Genomic DNA, 16,733 nt, shown 5'->3' on the forward strand with positions numbered 1-16,733 from the left:
CAAGGATCAGACGGCATCGCCGATGTAGGCGGTGCGCAAGCCAAGCGCCTGCGCGATGGCGTCGAGGAAGGCTTCGTTGGTTTGGAACCATTCCACGCCCACCTCACTTCGCGAGCCAGCGGCCCTTCGCGGATTCATGTGGCCAGCGGTGGCTAGCAGTCGGTGGAACATAGCCTCGACTCGGACCAAGTCGTCCTGCTCGCACTCGAAGATGCGGACCACTGAGATTGGCTCTGGAATGTGGGCGCGAGAACCCTGAAGGTGCTGCAGCAGTCGACTCTTGACGTTGATCGCGCGCCCGACCTTCACGAGAGTGTTCCCGCCGTCCTCGCCGACGGGATTCTCGAGATACCAGCCATACGAGAACACGTAGATCCGCTGAGATTGGATTGGTTTTGCCAAGCCCGTTCCTCGGCTTCGCGCTCTACCTGAGCGGAAACCTGCACGCGAGCATCCGTGCTGTCGCGACGGAGCGCCTGCTCCGTCCGTTCGAGCGTCTGGGAGAGCATCTCGACTCCTCCCGAGCTGAACTGCGCAGCGTTGCGCTTCAAGATCGCGCGCAGGGTCGATGCGACGATTCTCCGGAGCGTTTCGGACGAAGGAATGACGCCGTCCAAGATCGCGTCGATCTTGGTCTTGTACTGGTAGACGAACGTGAACGTCTCGATATTGAGATGGGTGGCGACGTCGGCGGGTGCCAGGCCCGCGATGACGTGCAGACGATAAACATCACCGAGTCGTGATTCGTCCTCGGTGAGCCAGACCTCGAGCTCTGAGCGAGGAGTTCCACTCCCCGCGAGGTCGTCCACTTCCTCATGGCCTTCGATCGGTGCATCGGCCCCGACGTTGCTTGCGGTCGGGAATTGTCCCTCGTCGTTCGTCATCTTGCCCCTTGGCTCAGAGAGGCTCATCCTTGCGTCTGCGGCTGGCGGCAGCCTGAGCACTCCTCCCGTGGGAGGTGGCAGCACGGTACCTGGGGAGGACGCCGTATGCGGCGCGAGGCGAGGATCATGGAGGCGTGCATCTGCTCTCGGTCGCCAGCCTCGCCAACCGCGCGCTGGTCGCGCTCGTCACGATCTGCGTCGCCATCTTCGGCGGCGTCGCCCTCTCGAGCCTCCGCACGGAGCTCGTGCCCGACATCACGCTGCCGCAGGTCGTCGTGTCGTCGCAGTACCCGGGCGTGAGCGCCGAGATCGTCGATGCCGACGTGACGGGGCCCATCGAGGATGCGCTGCAGATCGTGCCGGGGCTCGAGACCACGACGGGCACGTCGACGACGGGATCGTCGACGGTCGTCGCCTCCTTCACCTACGGCACGAACCTGCCGACGACCGAGCAGCGCGTGCAGCAGGCCGTGAACCGCATCGCCAGCCAGCTGCCCGAGGGCATCACGCCCACGGTGCTCACCGGGTCGATCGCCGACCTGCCCATCCTGCAGATCGCCGTGCCGCGCGGCGATGACGAGGCGGCGCTCGTCGACCGCATCGAGCAGGTCGTGATCCCGGCGCTCGAGCGCGTCGAGGGCGTGCGCGGCGCCGAGCTCGCGGGCGCGGAGGGGCAGCGCATCACGATCGCGCCCGACGACGCCGCGCTCGCGTCCGCCGGCCTCACGCGGCAGGCGATCGGCGACGCGATCGACCAGAACGGCGTGCTGCTGCCCGGCGGCACCGTGACGGAGGACGACCAGACCCTCAGCGTGCAGATCGGCAGCACGCTCGCGTCGGTCGACCAGCTCGCCGCCGTCCCCGTCGCACCCGGCCTCACGATCGCCGACGTCGCGGCCGTCACGCTCGACGCCGACCCGGCGTCGTCGGTGTCGATCGTGAACGGCGAGCAGTCGATCTCGATCTCGGTCACGAAGCTGCAGTCGGCCAACACCGTCGAGGTGTCGAACCTCGTGCAGGCGCTGCTGCCCGACCTCGAGCGCGACCTGGGCGGCGTCGAGATGACGGTCGTCTTCGACCAGGCGCCGTTCATCGAGCAGTCGATCGACGCGCTCGCGACCGAGGGCCTGCTGGGCCTCGCGTTCGCCGTGCTCGTCATCCTCGTGTTCCTGCTGTCGGTGCGCGCGACGCTCGTGACGGCGATCTCGATCCCCGCGAGCGTGCTCATCACCTTCATCGGCCTGTGGGCCACCGGCTACACGATGAACATCCTCACGCTCGGCGCGCTCACGATCGCGATCGGCCGTGTCGTCGACGACTCGATCGTCGTCATCGAGAACATCAAGCGACATCTGGCGTTCGCCCCGACGCGCCTGCGGGCGATCCTCGACGGCGTGCGCGAGGTGGCGGGCGCCATCACCGCGTCGACCGTCACGACCGTCATCGTGTTCCTGCCGCTCGCCTTCGTGACGAACGTCACCGGCGAGCTGTTCCGTCCGTTCTCGCTCACGGTCACGATCGCGCTGCTCGCGTCGCTGCTCGTCGCGCTCACGATCGTGCCCGTGCTCGCGTTCTGGGTGCTGCGTGCGCCCAAGGGCTCGCCCGCTGCGCTCGCGGGCGTCGGAGCGGACGCACGCGCCGCGAGGGATGCGGATGCCGAGGAGGCCGAGGCGGCGCCCACGGCGTCCGTGCCGCACCACGCCGCACCGCATCGCTCGCTCGTGCAGCGGGTGCTGCGCAGGCCGGCGACGACCGCCGCCCCGGCGGCGGTCGCGACCGCGCCGGACGCGACCGGCAGCGCATCCGCTGCGCCCGCGCCCGCATCCGCCGACCACGAGGAGGCCCCCGGCCGGCTGCGCCGCGGCTTCCGCCCCATCCTCGGCTGGACGCTCGCGCATCCCGTGCTCGTGCTCGTCGGCGCGTTCGTCGTGCTCGGCGGCAGCGTCGCGCTGACGCCGCTCATGGCCGTGAACTTCCTCGGCGACACGGGCCAGACGAGCGTGCGCGCCACGCAGACGCTCGAGCCCGGCGCCTCGCTCGAGACGCGCCTCGACGCCGCGACGGCGACGAGCGCGGCGCTCGAGGACGTCGAGGGCGTCGAGATCGTGCAGGCCACGGTGTCGCAGGGTGCCGGCGCCTTCGCGGGCTTCGGCTTCGGCGGCGGCGGCACGAGCGAGGTGTCGTACTCGATCACCGCCGAGGACGGCGCGGACATGCCGGCGCTCATCGAGCGGATGCGCGACGTGCTCGCCGAGCAGCCCGGCGAGACGAGCGTCGCCGAGGCCGGCGGCGGCTTCGGCGGCAGCGACGTGACGGTCGACGTCACCGCGCCCACGGAGGACGAGCTCGTGACCGCGACCGAGGCCGTGCACGACGCCGTCGCCGACCTCGACGGCGTCGCCGCGACGAGCGACAGCCTCGAGGCGGCGCAGCCGATCGTGCAGGTGACGATCGACCGCGCGGCGGCCGCGAACGCGGGCCTCAGCGAGGTGGCCGTCGCCGGCCTCGTCGCGCAGGCGATGCAGCCGCAACCGGTCGGCGACATCCAGCTCGACGGCTCGGTCGTGCGCATCTACCTCGCGCCGACGGGCGACGTGTCGACGATCGACGAGCTGCGCCAGGTGCCCGTGCCGACCGCGCTCGGCGTCGTGCCGCTCGACGACCTCGCCGACGTCGAGGACTCGCTCGGCCCCGTGAGCATCGCGACGCTCGACGGCGACCGCACCGCCACCGTCACCGTCACGCCGTCGACCGACGACGTGCGCGCCGTCGGCGCCGCCGTGCAGCAGGCGGTCGACGGGGTCGACCTCTCGGACGGGGCAGCCGCGACCGTCGGCGGCGCATCCGCCGACATCGCCGAGGCGTTCACGCAGCTGGGCATCGCGGCCCTCATCGCCATCCTGCTCGTGTACGTCGTCATGGTCGCCACGTTCAAGAGCCTGCTGCAGCCGCTGCTGCTGCTCGTGTCGATCCCGTTCGCCGCGACGGGTGCCATCCTGCTGCAGGTCGTCACCGGCCTCCCGCTCGGCGTCGCATCCATGGTGGGCGTGCTCATGCTCGTCGGCATCGTCGTGACGAATGCCATCGTGCTCGTCGACCTCGTGAACCAGTACCGCGATCGAGGGATGAGCGTGCGGGATGCGCTCGCCGAGGGTGCGGAGCGCAGGATGCGGCCCGTGCTCATGACGGCGGCGGCGACCGTGTTCGCGCTCGTGCCGATGGCGCTCGGCATCACGGGGCACGGCGGGTTCATCTCGCAGCCGCTCGCGATCGTCGTGATCGGCGGCCTCATCTCGTCGACGCTGCTGACGCTCGTCGTGCTGCCCGCGCTCTACCTGCTCGTCGAGGGATCGATCGAGCGCAGCCGGGTGCGACGCGGGCGAGGCACGCGTGCTCAGGTACGGTCGGAGCTGCGCTCATCCACAGGGTGAGCCGCCTCACAGGCCGCGCACCGACGCACCTGGCACACTGACCATCGTCCGTCTCGTGGAGGACGTCATGCCCAGCTTCCTCATCGTGCACAGCCAGCCGCCGGGTGGCCGTGCCGATCGCTTCGCGCAACCCCCGATGCTCGACGTCTCGGGGCTCGGAGCGCGCCTCGATTGGGGCGACACCACCTTCGAGGTGCCGCCGGGCGACCACCGCGTCACGATCTCGGTCGCGCCCGTCACGGGCGGCCACGAGGGCGCCGTCGTCACGGTGCGCGTGCTGCCCGAGACCGGCACGCGCGTCTCCTTCGCGCCGCCCGCCGTGCCCGGCCAGCCGTCCACGCTCCGCGTCGACGGGCAGTGGCCCGCGGATGCGGCGATGGCGTACTACGCCGCACGCGACCAGCGCCCGCTCGCACCGATCGCGCAGCAGCAGGTCGGCGGCCGACCCGCCGGCGCACCGGCATGGGGTGGCCCGCAGTCGCACGCGACCAACCCCGTGCAGCGGCTCCCGCAGGGGCAGCCGGGCGGCACGCCGCAGCCGCAGCACGGCGGCCCGCCGCAGGCGCCCGCGCCGACGCCCTCGAGGCCGGCCGCCCAGCCACCCGTCGTGCAGCAGCCGACGCCGTCGTCGCCCATGCCGGCGGTGCCGCCCGTGGGGCCGTCGATCGGGTCGACCGGATCCGTGCCCGTCGTGGCGCCGCGGTCGAGCGCGCCGACGTTCGGGCAGATGCAGGGGGCCGTGGTCGAGCCCGGGGCGCAGCACGCGCTGCCGCCTGCGCCGCCGCCCATCGTCGCGCCCGTCGCCCCGCCCGCGTGGGTGCAGCAGCAGTCGGCGTTCGCGCCGCCCGCATCGCAGCCTCCCGCCGCGCCGCCGGCCGCGGTGGCGCAGCCGCCCCGCGTCGCCCCGCCGCAGGCGGCACCGCAGCAGCATCCCCAGCAGCACGCCGCCGCGCCGGTCGTGCCGATGCAGCCGCCGGCGCAGCACGTGGCACCGCCGCACCAGCCGCAGCAGGCGGCGCCGCAGCAGCAGGTCGCGCCGCCCCAGCAGCCCGGCCCCGTCGCGCCGCCCGCGTTCGGGCCGGGAGCGCCGCAGCATCCGCCGATGCAGCCCGGCGTGCAGTCGGCCTTCGGCCACCAGCCGATCGTGCGCCGCGACGTCTACGGCCGCGACCGCGTCGACGGCGACCGCTCGGCTCCCGCCATCCCCACCCCGCGGCAGTTCGAGGACTTCGCGCGCGCCGAGCGCGAGCGTCACGAGGCCGAGGTCGTCGCGGCGTCGAGGCAGCAGCAGGGCTGGTACCCCGACCCCTACGGCCGCTCCGAGGTGCGCTGGCACGACGGCGAGCGCTGGACCCCCTCGGTCATGCGCGGCGGTCGCCGCGAGCACGACCCCGTCTGAGCGCCGCACGACGGATGGCGGGCACCACCGGGTGCCCGCCATCGTCATGCCGGTCGAGGCCGGAGCCGACGCCGCTCAGGCCATCGCGTGCAGCGCGGTGAGCACGTCGGCGGACTGCAGCACGTCCGCGTAGCGACGGCCGACGTCCCGCATGTTGCTCGCGTGCGCGTCGGGGTCGTGGTCGCCGCAGCAGTCGTCGGCGAGGATCGTGCGGAAGCCGTTCGAGAAGGCGTCGATCGTCGAGGCGCGGATGCAGCCGGACGTGACGCAGCCCATGAGCACCACGGTGTCGACGTCGAGGTAGCGCAGCATCGACGCGACGTCGGTGCCGAAGAACGCCGACGGGAAGCGCTTCACGACCACCGCGTCGCCCTCGCCGAGCACACGCGGGTCGACCGTCGCCGCATCCGACCCCGGCGTGAAGTCGACGAGGCCAGACGGCTTCCAGTAGCCGAGCTCGGCCTCGTTCGCGTACTCGACGACCGTGTGGATCACCGGCACGCCCAGCGCCCGCGCCTCGGCGAGCACGACGCTCGCGCGGTCGACCGCGGCATCGATGTACGGGCTGCGCGCCATGGGGCTCTCGCCGTCGGTGAAGCCGAGCTGGAAGTCGACGACGACGATCGCAGCCTTGCGGCCGAAGCCGACGGCCTTGGCGCCGTAGCCGGCTGCGGCGAAGGGATCGGTGGTCATGGGGTGTCCTCTCGGTGGGGGTCGGTCTCGTCGGCGTCGTCGGGCACGGTGCCGGGGTCGGGAGATGTGGGGGCGTCGTCGCCGTCGGCCGTGCGGGCCGGCAGGGCGAGCGCGACGATGGCGGATGCGCTCAGCAGCGCGAGCGCGGCGGTCGCGACGGCGAGCCAGCGGCCCGCATCCCACGCGGCTCCCAGCGCGAGCGCCCCCACGGACGCGCCGGCGTAGTAGCCGAGGGTGTACCAGGCGGAGCCGATCGTGGGGCGAGGGCTCACGACCGCGATCGTCGACGATGCGGTCGTGTGCACCACGAAGAACCCGGCGGCGAGCAGCAGCAGCCCTGCGACGACGGCGGCGAGGTGGTCGACGACCGTGACGGCGATGCCGATCGCGGCGACGGCCGTACCCGCGAGCACGGCGCCGCGCGCGCCGAGCCGCTCGACGATCCGGCCCGTGCGGGCGGACGACCACGTGCCGGCGGCGTAGCAGAGGAACAGGGTGGAGGTCGCGGCGACGCCGAGCTCGAACGGCGGCTCGAGCATGCGGAAGGTCACGGCGTTGAACACGCCGACGAACATCGTCGTACCCAGCCCGCCGATCGCGACGAGCGCGACGCGCGCGATGCGTGGCGCCGATCCTGCACGCGTCGACGGCGCGCGGCGGAGCACGCCGCGGTCGGGTCGGCGGTCGTGACGCAGCAGCAACGCGACGCCTGCGATGGTCGCGACGACGACGACGACGTCGACCACGAGCACGCCCGCACGCCATCCCCACTGCTCGGCGACGACGCCCGACACGATGCGGCCGGCCATGCCGCCCGCCGTCGTGCCCGCGACGTAGAGACCCGCCGCACGCCGGGAGACGGGATGCGCGACGGCGGCGCCGACCCACGCCTGCGCCGACACCAGCACGGTGGCGATCGCGAGCCCGGCGCCGACGCGAGCGGCGACGAGCATCCACCACGAGTCCGCGAGCGCCGTCGTCGCGGTGAGCAGCACGCCCGCGACGAGCGCAGCCGTCATGCTCCGACGCCTGCCGACGCGCATGGCGATCCACGCCATGGGGAAGACGCCGACGGCGATGCCCGCCGTCGTCGCCGACACCGCGAGGTTCGCCTCGAACGCCGAGCGCGAGAACTCGGCGGCGATCGGCGCGAGCAGCGCCTGCGGCGCGTAGAGCACCGACATCGCCGCGAGCCCCACGAGCAGCACGCCCGCGCCGGCCGTGCGCCACGGCGGCTCGGTCGCGACGGACCGGGCGCGATCCTGCACCGTCACGGCCTAGTGCTCGGCGAACGCGGTCTGCACGCCGTCGCGATCCATGCCGGAGGCGAGCGCGAGGGACAGCAGGATCCGCGCGGCGGGGAGCGAGAGGGTGTCGCTGCCGACGAGGCCGCGCTCGTCCCACGCTCGTCGATGCGCGACGCGGCCCGTGATCGCACGGGAGCCCTGCACGACGACGACGCCCGCGGCGATCGCGCGATCGACGGCGTCCTCGACCGCCGATGGCGTCATGCCGGGCGGCATCGCCGCGATCACGAGCCCCTGCGCGCCCGCCTCGACCGCGCGGTCGACGATCGACGGGCTCATGCCCGCCCACACCGGCACGATCTCCACGTGCGGCAGCGGCGTCGGGTAGTCGTCCACCTCCGCGGCGAAGCGCGTCCCAGTCGTGTGCCGGCGGGTGGGCGTGCGATACAGCCATACGTCGCCGTACGCGTCGACGTCGCCGAGCGCACCGTGGTCGCGTGCGCGGAAGGCGTCGAGGCCGTGGTTCGACGACTTGAGCACGTCGCGTGCCGTGAGGATGCGGTCGTCCATGGCCACGAGCACGCCGAGCCCGCGCGCCTCGGTCGAGGCGGCGACCCGGATGGCGCCGAGCAGGTTCCACTGCGCATCCGACCCCATCGCGGTCGGCGGACGCTGCGCACCCGTGAGGACGACGGGCACGTCGACCGGCACCGTGAGGTGCAGGAAGAACGCGGTCTCCTCGAGGGTCGCGGTGCCGTGCGCGACGACGATGCCCGCGATGCCGGGGTCGGCGGCGAGCTCGACGATGCGGGCGCGCAGCCGCCGCCAGAACGCCTCGTCGGCGTCGTTCGAGCGGATGCGGGCGAAGCGGGCGAGCTCGACGTCGACGTCGTCGGGCAGGCGGTAGAGCGGCAGCGCCTCCTCGTCGGTGAGCACCTTCGCGAGGTCGACGTAGTCGAGCCGGTCGAGGTCGTCGTGGCCGCCGGAGCCGATGGTGCCGCCGGTGAGCAGGATGGCGACGCGTCGGCGCGTCGGGGATGCGGTGGTCATGCTGTGATCCTCGGGTCAGCGCATCAGGTCGGGCAGCCAGAGCACGAGCTCGGGCCACGCGACGCATGCGGCGATGCAGGAGACGACGGCGATGAGCATGATGCCCGCGCCCTTGTACGCCGTCGCGAGCCTGGTCTTGGTCACGCCGGCGACGATGAACGTCACGATGCCGATCGGCGGCGCGATGAGGCCGATGTTCAGCAGCATGACGGCGAAGACGCCGTACCAGACGGGGTCGAAGCCGGCACCGATCATGAGCGGGAACGTGACGGGGAGCGTGAGCAGCAGGAAGGGCATCTCGTCGACGAACATGCAGCCGACGACGTAGATGAGCGCGACGAGCAGCAGCACGCCGATGGGCTCGAGGCCGAGGTCGCCGACCCAGCCGACGACCTGCTGGGGCACGCGCGCGAGCGTGAGGAACTGGCCGAACAGGCCGGCGCCGATGAAGAGCGCGAAGATCATGACGGTGATCCGCACCGTCTGCGCGAGCGACTCCGTGAAGCCCTTCCACGTGAGGCGCCGCATGACGACGCCGAGCGCGATCGCGAGCAGCGCGCCGACGCCCGCGACCTCGGTGGGCGAGACGACGCCCGAGTACAGCAGCGTCATGAGCACGGCGAGGAGGCCGATGACGGGCAGCACCTTCACGAGCGACGTGCCGCGCTCGCGCCACGTCGACGTCGCGCCGCGCGGGGCGAGCGATGGCTTCACGAGCACGGCGACGATGACGACGACGGCGAGCGCGACGGCCATGAGCACGCCGGGCACGAGGCCCGCCATGAGGAGGCGGCCGACGGAGGTCTCGGTCGAGATGCCGTAGACGATCAGCACCACGCTCGGCGGGATGAGCGTCGAGAGCGTCGAGCCGGCGGCGACGGCACCCGTCGACAGCGCTCGCGAGTAGCCGTAGCGATCCATGGGCGGCACGGCCATGCGCGACATCACGGTCGCCGACGCCACCGAGGTGCCGGACATCGCGCCGAACATGGCGCCCGAGAACACGCTCGCGACCGCCAGACCGCCCGGCAGCCTGCCCATCCACGCTGCGAACGCGTCGAAGAGGTCGTCGGAGAGGCGCGAGTGCTGCACGACGTAGGCGAGCAGGACGAACAACGGGATCGTGATGAGGCTGAAGCTCGTGCCCTCGCCGTACGGGATGGTCTCGAGCGCGCCGAGCAGCGTGCGGGTGCTGCCGGTGATCATGAGGATGCCGACGGCGCCGGCGGCCGCCATGGTCCAGGCGACGGGCACGCCGGCGAGCAGCAGCGCCACGAAGAGGACGAGCGGGATGACGAGGTCCATGCGGAGGCTCCTGGAGGGGTGTCGGGTCGAGGGCGGCGGGCGTCAGACGCCCTCGTCGAGCGCAGCGTCGTCGTCGCCGCGCTCGGGCTCCGGCAGGAGCAGGTGCAGCAGCGACACGACGGCCATGAGGGCCGACCCGAGCGCCACGATGAGGTAGCCCCAGAAGACGGGGAGGGCGAACGAGACCGTCGACACCTCGTGCCCCGTCATGGAGTCGAGGGCGCGCTCGCCGGTCTGCCACGCCACGAGTCCCCATAGGGCGACGGCGATGATGCCGCCGAGCGTGCGCAGGGCGCGCCGAGGGATGCCGCGCGCCTTGTCGTAGAGCACGCCCATCCGCACCTGGCCGTCGACGGGCACCGACAGCGCCATGCCGACGAAGACGACGAGGGGGAGGAGGAGCGTCGTGGTGATCTCGAGCACGCCGTCGATCGGGCTGCCGAGCGCATAGCGCGCGACGACGTCGATGCAGAACAGCAGCATGAGCGCGACGAGCGCTGCGCCGGACACGATGCGTGCCGCGAGCACGAGGGCGGCGGATGCCTTGGCGATCACCACGATCGCTCCTCCTTCATCTCAGGGTCGGGTGGATGCGGTCGACCTAGTAGGTCGACGGCGTCCACTCGTCGACGGGCAGCGGCTCGATGTCGACGAGCGACGCGAGCACGTCGGCCGCGGCCTGCGCCTCGGCCTCGAGGCCGAGCGTCGAGCCGGTCGTGGCGACCCACTCGTCGATGACGGTCTGCACGACGGCGCGCACGGCCTCGCGCTCCTCGTCGGACACCTCGTAGATCGCCATCTCGGCCTGCGCTGCCTCGAAGGCCTCGTCGTCCATCACGTCGATGCCCTGGGCGACGCGCAGCGAGTACTCGCGGCCGAGGTCGCGGAAGACGTCGCGGGTGTCCTCGTCGAGCGACTCCCACCGCTCGACCGACATGCCGAAGACGACGAGGCCGGCGCTCCAGCTGTCGAGGCCGTCGGTGGCGTGGTTCGTGACCTCGTCGAGCGAGAGCGCGGGCATCGTGTACCAGCCGGCGGTCGTGCCGTCGATCGAGCCCTGCTCCATGCGCAGGTAGATCTCGGTCGACGAGTCCGACGTGGGCGTGGCGCCGAGCGCGTCGACGATGAGGCCCTGGATGCCGGTGGCGCGCACGAGGCGGCCGCCGAACGCGTCGGGCACGGCGTCGATCTCGGCGTCGTTCGTGAACAGCTCGTAGCCCGACACCGAGGTGCACATGATGGGCACGATGCCGGCGGCCAGCAGCTCGGAGCGGAACGGGTCCTGCTGGCACAGCTCCCACATGGCCTGGGCGCCGAGGGCGGCGTCCTCCCACGCCATGGCGGCGCTGATCTGCGCGAGGGGCAGCTCGGCCGGGTGGTACGCGACGACCGTCGAGGCCATGTCGGTCGTGCCGTTCTCGAGCATGGTGAGGGTGTCGGCGACGGGGCCGAGGCCCTCGCTCGGGTAGTGCGTGATGGTGACGGCGCCGTCGGTCGCGGCGGCGACGTCCTCGGCGAACGGCTCCCAGCCGTCGGCGTTGAACGGGTGGGCGGGCGGATTCCAGTCGTTGCTCGTGAGCTCGATCGCGCCGTCGGCGCCCGCATCCGCGGAGCAGCCGGAGAGGGCGACGATGGCGACGAGCGCGCCGGCGAGGCCGGTCACGAGGTGTCGGGGAGTGCGCATGTGTGTCCTTGGGTGCTGGCCGCGGGACGCGGCGGAGTGAGTTCTATAGAATGTAGGACGACACGTGTTTCGCTCGTGTTTCCGCTGGGAAACGCTTCATGACGGAGATCCATCGGCCTCGATCGATCGCGGCCGACGCGCCAGGATGCCGCATCCAGGGGACGGCTGCAGGGTGTTCTATAGGATGCGGTGACTCGCAGAGGAGGACGCATGGACGGTCGAGCCGACGCGCGGCAGACGACGCACGAATGGGTGCTCGCCCGTCTGCGCCGTGAGATCTACGACGGCGTGCATCAGCCGGGAGCCCGACTGGTGCAGACCGAGATCGCGACGCGGCTCGGCGTCTCCGTCACGCCCGTGCGCGAGGCGATGCGCGACCTCGTCGCCGACGGCCTCATCGTCGCCGAGACCCACAAGCCCGTCACGGTGCGCGACCTCGACGTCGCCGAGGCCACCGAGATCAACGACCTGCGCATCATGCTCGAGCCGCTCGCGGCCCGCCGCGCGACGCCGCACATCAGCGACGACGAGCTGCGCAGGCTCGAGGAGCTCGATGCCGCCATGCGGAAGGCGCACGAGCCGAAGGCGTGGGCGGAGCTCAACCAGGAGTTCCACATGGTCATCATCGGTGCGACGCGCATGCCGAACCTCATCGGCATCCTCACGGGCCTGCGTCGCGTGAGCCGCTTCTACTTCGCGGCCGCGCTGCGTGCCGACGACAACGACTTCCACCGCCGAGACGAGCAGCACCGCGAGCTCATCGCCCGCATGCGCGCCCGCGACGTCGAGGGCGTCGGCGAGGTGATGGATCGCCACTTCTCGCCGTCGACCGAGCTCGCCCGCCGCCTCGCGATCGTGCGCGAGGGCCGCTGACGCCAGGGGAGCCGGCGTGAGTGCATGCCGTAGCGTGGATGCCCTACGCGCACGCGGCATCCCGTGCTGCGCGACTCGAGACGAGAGCGAGCACCATGCCGCGTCCGCAGCGTGAGCCCGACCGTCGCCGCGGCGGCGCCGACGACCGATCCGGTCGCGGTCGATCCGGTGGACGGCCAGGCACCGGCCGACCCGCGACGGGCCGCGCGGCCGGTGGTCGTCAGCGCGACGAGCGCGACCCATCGCGTCCTAGCTGGGAGCCGCGCGAGAAGCCCTCGCGCTGGCAGCGCAACGTCGACCGCGACGAGCAGCGCGGCTACGGCGACCGCTCGGACCGCGGCGGACGCGACGACCGCGGGCGTGGCGGACGCGACGACCGCGACGCAGGCGGGCGCGGGGCCGGCCGTGGCGGCGAGCGCCACGGTCACGCGGCACCGCGCGGCGACCGCGAGGCGCGTCGGGCCGCCGTCGAGCGCCGCGCAGCGGGCCGCGACCCCATCCGCGACCGCGCTCGCGACCGTGCGCAGCAGCCGCGCGGGCCCGAGGCCGGCACCTCCTACCGCGACCTGAAGTCGGGCAAGGGCGGCGCGCGTCGTGACGATCGCGGCGACCAGCGCCAGCGCCCCGTCGGTCGGTCGGTCGGCGGCGATCGCGACCGCCTCGACGACCGCGCCCGCGCCGACGACCGCTCGCGCCGCGACGACCGCACGGCGCAGCACCGCGCCCGAGAGGACCGCAGCCGCGACCAGGCCGCGCCGCGCATCGATCGTGCGCGCCCCGACGGCCGCGTCGACTCCACCTACTACCCGTCGCGCGCGGCGCAGCCCGGCGCATCCGACGACGTCGTGCACGACCGCCTCGCCGCCACGGCGGTGTCGCAGGCCGTCGAGGGCATCGGCTTCGACGACCTCGGCCTCGGCGCCGGCATCGTCGGCGCGCTCGGCGGGCTCGGCGCCACCGCGCCCTTCCCGATCCAGGCCGCCGCGATCCCCGAGGCGATCGCCGGTCGCGACGTGCTCGGCCGCGGTCGCACCGGCTCCGGCAAGACCATCGCGTTCGTCGCCCCCATCGTCGAGCACCTGCTGCGCACGCGTCCCGACGGCGGCCGCACCGTGGGCCGTCCGCCGCGCGCCCTCGTGCTCGCGCCGACGCGCGAGCTCGCGATGCAGATCGACCAGGTGACGCAGTCCATCGGCAAGGCCGTCGGCATCTTCACCACCACGATCGTCGGCGGCGTGCGCCAGGGACCGCAGGAGAAGGCGCTCGAGCGCGGCGTCGACATCCTCATCGGCACCCCCGGTCGCATCGAGGACCTCGTCGAGCAGGGCATCCTCAACCTCGGACGCGTCGAGATCGCGGTGCTCGACGAGGCCGACCACATGTGCGAGCTCGGCTTCCTCGAGCCCGTGCAGCGCCTGCTGCGCCGCACGCGCCCCGACAGCCAGAAGCTGCTGTTCTCGGCGACGCTCGACCAGGAGGTGTCGGCGCTCGCGAAGGAGTTCCTGCGCGACCCCGCCGTGCTCGAGGTCGAGGGCGAGGACCAGGCGTCGGGCACGATCGACCACCATGTGCTCGTCGTCGACCGGTACGACAAGGACGCGGTGCTCGAGCAGCTCGCGCTCGCCGAGGGCCCCGTCGTCGTCTTCGCCCGCACCCGCGTGTATGCCGAGCGGCTCGCGCAGCAGATGGTGGAGGCAGGCATCCTCGCCGCGAGCCTCCACGGCGACCTCACGCAGGCGCGCAGGCAGCGCAACCTCGACATGCTGCAGAAGGGCAGCATCGACGTGCTCGTCGCGACCGACGTCGCCGCCCGCGGCATCCACATCGACTCGGTGGGCCTCGTCGTGCAGGCCGATCCGCCGGACGAGCACAAGACGTACATGCATCGCTCGGGGCGCACCGGCCGTGCGGGCCGTCGCGGCACGGTGGTGACGGTCATCGCGCGCTCGCGCCGCGACCGCATGCAGCAGCTGCTCGAGCGCGCCGAGATCGAGGCGCCGATGGTGCCCGTCGGCCCGGCTGACGACGTGCTGAGCATCGTCGGGGTGCTGCCCCGCCGCTGACGCGCGCCCGCGCGCGGACACCTACGCATCGGCCATGCGTCTGCGCGACGCGCCGCCGTCGCCTGGAAGCGCACGGAGCACCGGCGTAGCCTGACGGACATGCGCATCGCAGTCTTCGGGGGCACGGGCAACGCGGGCGCGAGGGTGGTCGCGCAGGTGCAACGGCAGGGCCACGACGTCGTCGCGGTGTCTCGCAGCGGCAAGGACGTCCACGGCGCTCCGGGCGCGAAGGCCGACCTGCTGACGGGCGACGGCCTCGAGTCGGCGCTCGACGAGGTCGACGTGCTCGTCGACTGCACGAACACGGCGAACCCGCTCGACACCCGCATCTTCACGCTCGGCGCGCGCCACCTCATCGCCGCGGCGGAGGCGGCAGGCGTCGAGCGCGCGATCGTGCTGTCGATCGTCGGCGCCGAGCACTCGACGTTCCAGTACCACCAGCGCAAGGTCGACCAGGAGCACCGCTACCTGTCGTCGCGCCTCGACGCGACGATCGTGCGGGCGACGCAGTTCCACGACTTCCCCGTCACGTTCTTCGAGCAGGCGAAGCCGCTCGGCGTCATCCCCGTGTTCCTCGGTGCGCGCTTCCAGACCGTCGATCCCGACGAGGTCGCCGAGCTGCTCGCGCACGAGGCCGTCGAGCCGTCGGGCGCATCGTTCGTCGAGATCGGCGGACCGCGCGTGCGAGTCTCCCGCGACCTCGCCAAGGCGTGGCAGCAGGCGACGCATGCGCGCGGCCTCATCGTGAACGGCCCGTTCCCGCCATCGCTGCTCACGTTCTTCCGCGAGGGCAGGAACCTGCTGCCGACCGACGGCCACGTGGGCCGCGTGTCGTTCGAGGAGTGGCTCGCTCGCTCCGCGCGCTGACCGCGCGGCGCGCCTGGCCGCGCGGCTAGCCTGACGCCATGCCAACGCTGCAGCAGCTCGCCGACGAAGCCGTCGCGAAGGGCGTGCCGGGCGTCGTCGCGCTCGTCGCGCAGGGCGACGACGTCGACGTCGCCACCGCGGGCGTGCGCGATCCGGTCGGCGCACCCATGACGCTCGACACCGTCGTGCGCACCGCATCCGTCACCAAGCCCATTCTCGGCGCCCTCGCGCTCGCGATCGTCGAGCGCGGCCTCGTGCATCCCGCCGACGAGGCGAGCAGGTGGCTGCCCGAGCTCGCCGACATGCGCGTGTTGCGACATCCCTCCGCCGAGCTCGACGAGACGGTGCCGCTCGCGCAGCCCATCACGGTGCAGCACCTGCTGACGTCGCAGTCGGGCATCGGCCTCGTGGGCGACTTCTCGGCGCCGCTCATGGCCGCGCACGCCGAGCGGCTGGGGCAGGGCGGGGATGCGCGGACGCGCCCCGAGCCCGACGAGCTGCTGCGCCGCGTCGGCACCCTGCCGCTCGGTCACCAGCCGGGGGAGGGATGGACGTACAACACGGGCATGGACGTGCTCGGCGTGCTGCTCGCCCGCGCCATGTGCACGCCGCTGCCAGCGCTGCTCGACGAGGTGCTGCTCGAGCCGCTCGGCATGCACGACACGGGATTCGCGCTGCGCGGCGACCAGGTCGAGCGCACCGCGGCGGCCTATCGGCGGTCCGACGACGGCGTCGTGCCCGTCGATGCGGCGCAGGCGCAGCTCGACGACCCGCCCGTGTTCCCCTCCGGTGCGGGCGGCCTGCTGTCGACGGCGCCCGACCTGCTGCGCTTCTGGCGCATGCTCGCGGCCGGCGGCGAGCTCGACGGCGTCCGCGTGCTGTCGACGGCGTCGGTGCGCACCATGCGCTCGCCGCTCGCGACCGCCGAGCCCGGCAATCCCTTCCTCGACGATCAGGCCTGGGGCGTCGGCGGCGCGGTCGACGTGCAGGAGTCCGAGCCCTTCCACGCGCTCGGCCGCTTCGGGTGGATCGGCTCGTGGGGCACCGCGGCCTACCTGTACCCGCACGGCACGATCGGCATCTGGCTGACGCAGCTCGAGCTCGCCGGTCCGGAGGACTTCGGCATCCTCGGCGACGTGCTCGCCGAGGTCGCGCGCCGCGACGCTGCGCTCGCCTGACGATCGCGGTCTCCACAGGCGCAGCCCGGCCCTGCGCATCCACCGTGCGGCGCGGCGTG

14 protein-coding genes are annotated in these 16,733 nt (G+C 72.8%); 6 read left to right on the forward strand and 8 right to left on the reverse strand.

The genetic code is table 11. The features are described 5' to 3' along the window. Positions 1 to 6 precede the first annotated feature (6 nt). Together FS793_RS16245 and FS793_RS16250 are read right to left on the reverse strand one after the other, a co-directional pair. Complete coding sequence (locus FS793_RS16245; protein ID WP_369008505.1) at positions 7 to 309, reverse strand: GIY-YIG nuclease family protein; 303 nt, start codon at positions 307 to 309, stop codon at positions 7 to 9. Beyond that, positions 306 to 884: a hypothetical protein gene (locus FS793_RS16250; RefSeq protein WP_186329456.1), complete on the reverse strand. Its 579-nt coding sequence runs from the start codon at positions 882 to 884 to the stop codon at positions 306 to 308. Before FS793_RS16250 ends, FS793_RS16245 begins: the two co-directional genes overlap by 4 nt. A 134-nt stretch (positions 885 to 1,018) precedes the next feature. Here FS793_RS16250 and FS793_RS16255 point away from each other — a divergent pair, with 134 nt between their 5' ends. Both FS793_RS16255 and FS793_RS10685 read left to right on the forward strand, forming a co-directional pair. Then, complete coding sequence (locus tag FS793_RS16255) at positions 1,019 to 4,315, forward strand: efflux RND transporter permease subunit (RefSeq protein ID WP_186329457.1); 3,297 nt, start codon at positions 1,019 to 1,021, stop codon at positions 4,313 to 4,315. Between the two features lie 67 nt (positions 4,316 to 4,382). Next, positions 4,383 to 5,714, forward strand: a complete 1,332-nt coding sequence (locus FS793_RS10685) for a DUF2510 domain-containing protein (RefSeq protein WP_144720506.1) — start codon at positions 4,383 to 4,385, stop codon at positions 5,712 to 5,714. 75 nt (positions 5,715 to 5,789) lie between these two features. Here FS793_RS10685 and FS793_RS10690 read toward each other — a convergent pair whose 3' ends face one another. Genes FS793_RS10690 through FS793_RS10715 form a run of 6 tightly spaced genes read right to left on the reverse strand, consistent with a single transcriptional unit; the run spans position 5,790 to position 11,693 of the window. Beyond that, positions 5,790 to 6,407, reverse strand: a complete 618-nt coding sequence (locus tag FS793_RS10690) for an isochorismatase family protein (RefSeq protein ID WP_144720507.1) — start codon at positions 6,405 to 6,407, stop codon at positions 5,790 to 5,792. After that, positions 6,404 to 7,681 carry an MFS transporter gene (locus FS793_RS10695; protein ID WP_144720508.1) on the reverse strand — a complete coding sequence of 426 codons (1,278 nt, stop codon included), beginning with the start codon at positions 7,679 to 7,681 and terminating at the stop codon, positions 6,404 to 6,406. Before FS793_RS10695 ends, FS793_RS10690 begins: the two co-directional genes overlap by 4 nt. Positions 7,682 to 7,684: 3 nt before the next feature. Further along, complete coding sequence (locus FS793_RS10700) at positions 7,685 to 8,704, reverse strand: asparaginase (protein WP_144720509.1); 1,020 nt, start codon at positions 8,702 to 8,704, stop codon at positions 7,685 to 7,687. Positions 8,705 to 8,719: 15 nt separating this feature from the next. Further along, on the reverse strand, positions 8,720 to 10,009 hold the full coding sequence (locus FS793_RS10705) for a TRAP transporter large permease (RefSeq protein ID WP_144720510.1): 1,290 nt from the start codon (positions 10,007 to 10,009) through the stop codon (positions 8,720 to 8,722). A gap of 42 nt (positions 10,010 to 10,051) precedes the next feature. After that, on the reverse strand, positions 10,052 to 10,567 hold the full coding sequence (locus FS793_RS10710) for a TRAP transporter small permease (RefSeq protein ID WP_144720511.1): 516 nt from the start codon (positions 10,565 to 10,567) through the stop codon (positions 10,052 to 10,054). 43 nt (positions 10,568 to 10,610) lie between these two features. Then, the gene (locus FS793_RS10715) at positions 10,611 to 11,693 is read right to left on the reverse strand and encodes a TRAP transporter substrate-binding protein (protein ID WP_144720512.1); all 1,083 of its coding nucleotides are present in this window, start codon (positions 11,691 to 11,693) and stop codon (positions 10,611 to 10,613) included. Positions 11,694 to 11,903: 210 nt separating this feature from the next. On the opposite strand from FS793_RS10715, the gene FS793_RS10720 reads away from it, so the two are divergent. From FS793_RS10720 to FS793_RS10735, 4 genes are all read left to right on the forward strand, one after another. After that, entirely contained in the window at positions 11,904 to 12,566 is a 663-nt protein-coding gene (locus FS793_RS10720; protein ID WP_144720513.1) for a GntR family transcriptional regulator, read from the forward strand. A gap of 95 nt (positions 12,567 to 12,661) precedes the next feature. Beyond that, positions 12,662 to 14,629 carry a DEAD/DEAH box helicase gene (locus FS793_RS10725; RefSeq protein ID WP_260980125.1) on the forward strand — a complete coding sequence of 656 codons (1,968 nt, stop codon included), beginning with the start codon at positions 12,662 to 12,664 and terminating at the stop codon, positions 14,627 to 14,629. Between the two features lie 99 nt (positions 14,630 to 14,728). Further along, positions 14,729 to 15,496 (forward strand): SDR family oxidoreductase, encoded by a 768-nt coding sequence (locus FS793_RS10730; RefSeq protein WP_144720515.1) that lies wholly within the window; start codon positions 14,729 to 14,731, stop codon positions 15,494 to 15,496. A 38-nt stretch (positions 15,497 to 15,534) separates the two neighbouring features. Beyond that, complete coding sequence (locus FS793_RS10735) at positions 15,535 to 16,674, forward strand: serine hydrolase domain-containing protein (RefSeq protein ID WP_144720516.1); 1,140 nt, start codon at positions 15,535 to 15,537, stop codon at positions 16,672 to 16,674. Positions 16,675 to 16,733: the final 59 nt, after the last annotated feature.

Origin of the sequence: Agrococcus jejuensis, from assembly GCF_007679035.1 — a bacterium.
Lineage (GTDB): Bacteria > Actinomycetota > Actinomycetes > Actinomycetales > Microbacteriaceae > Agrococcus > Agrococcus jejuensis_A.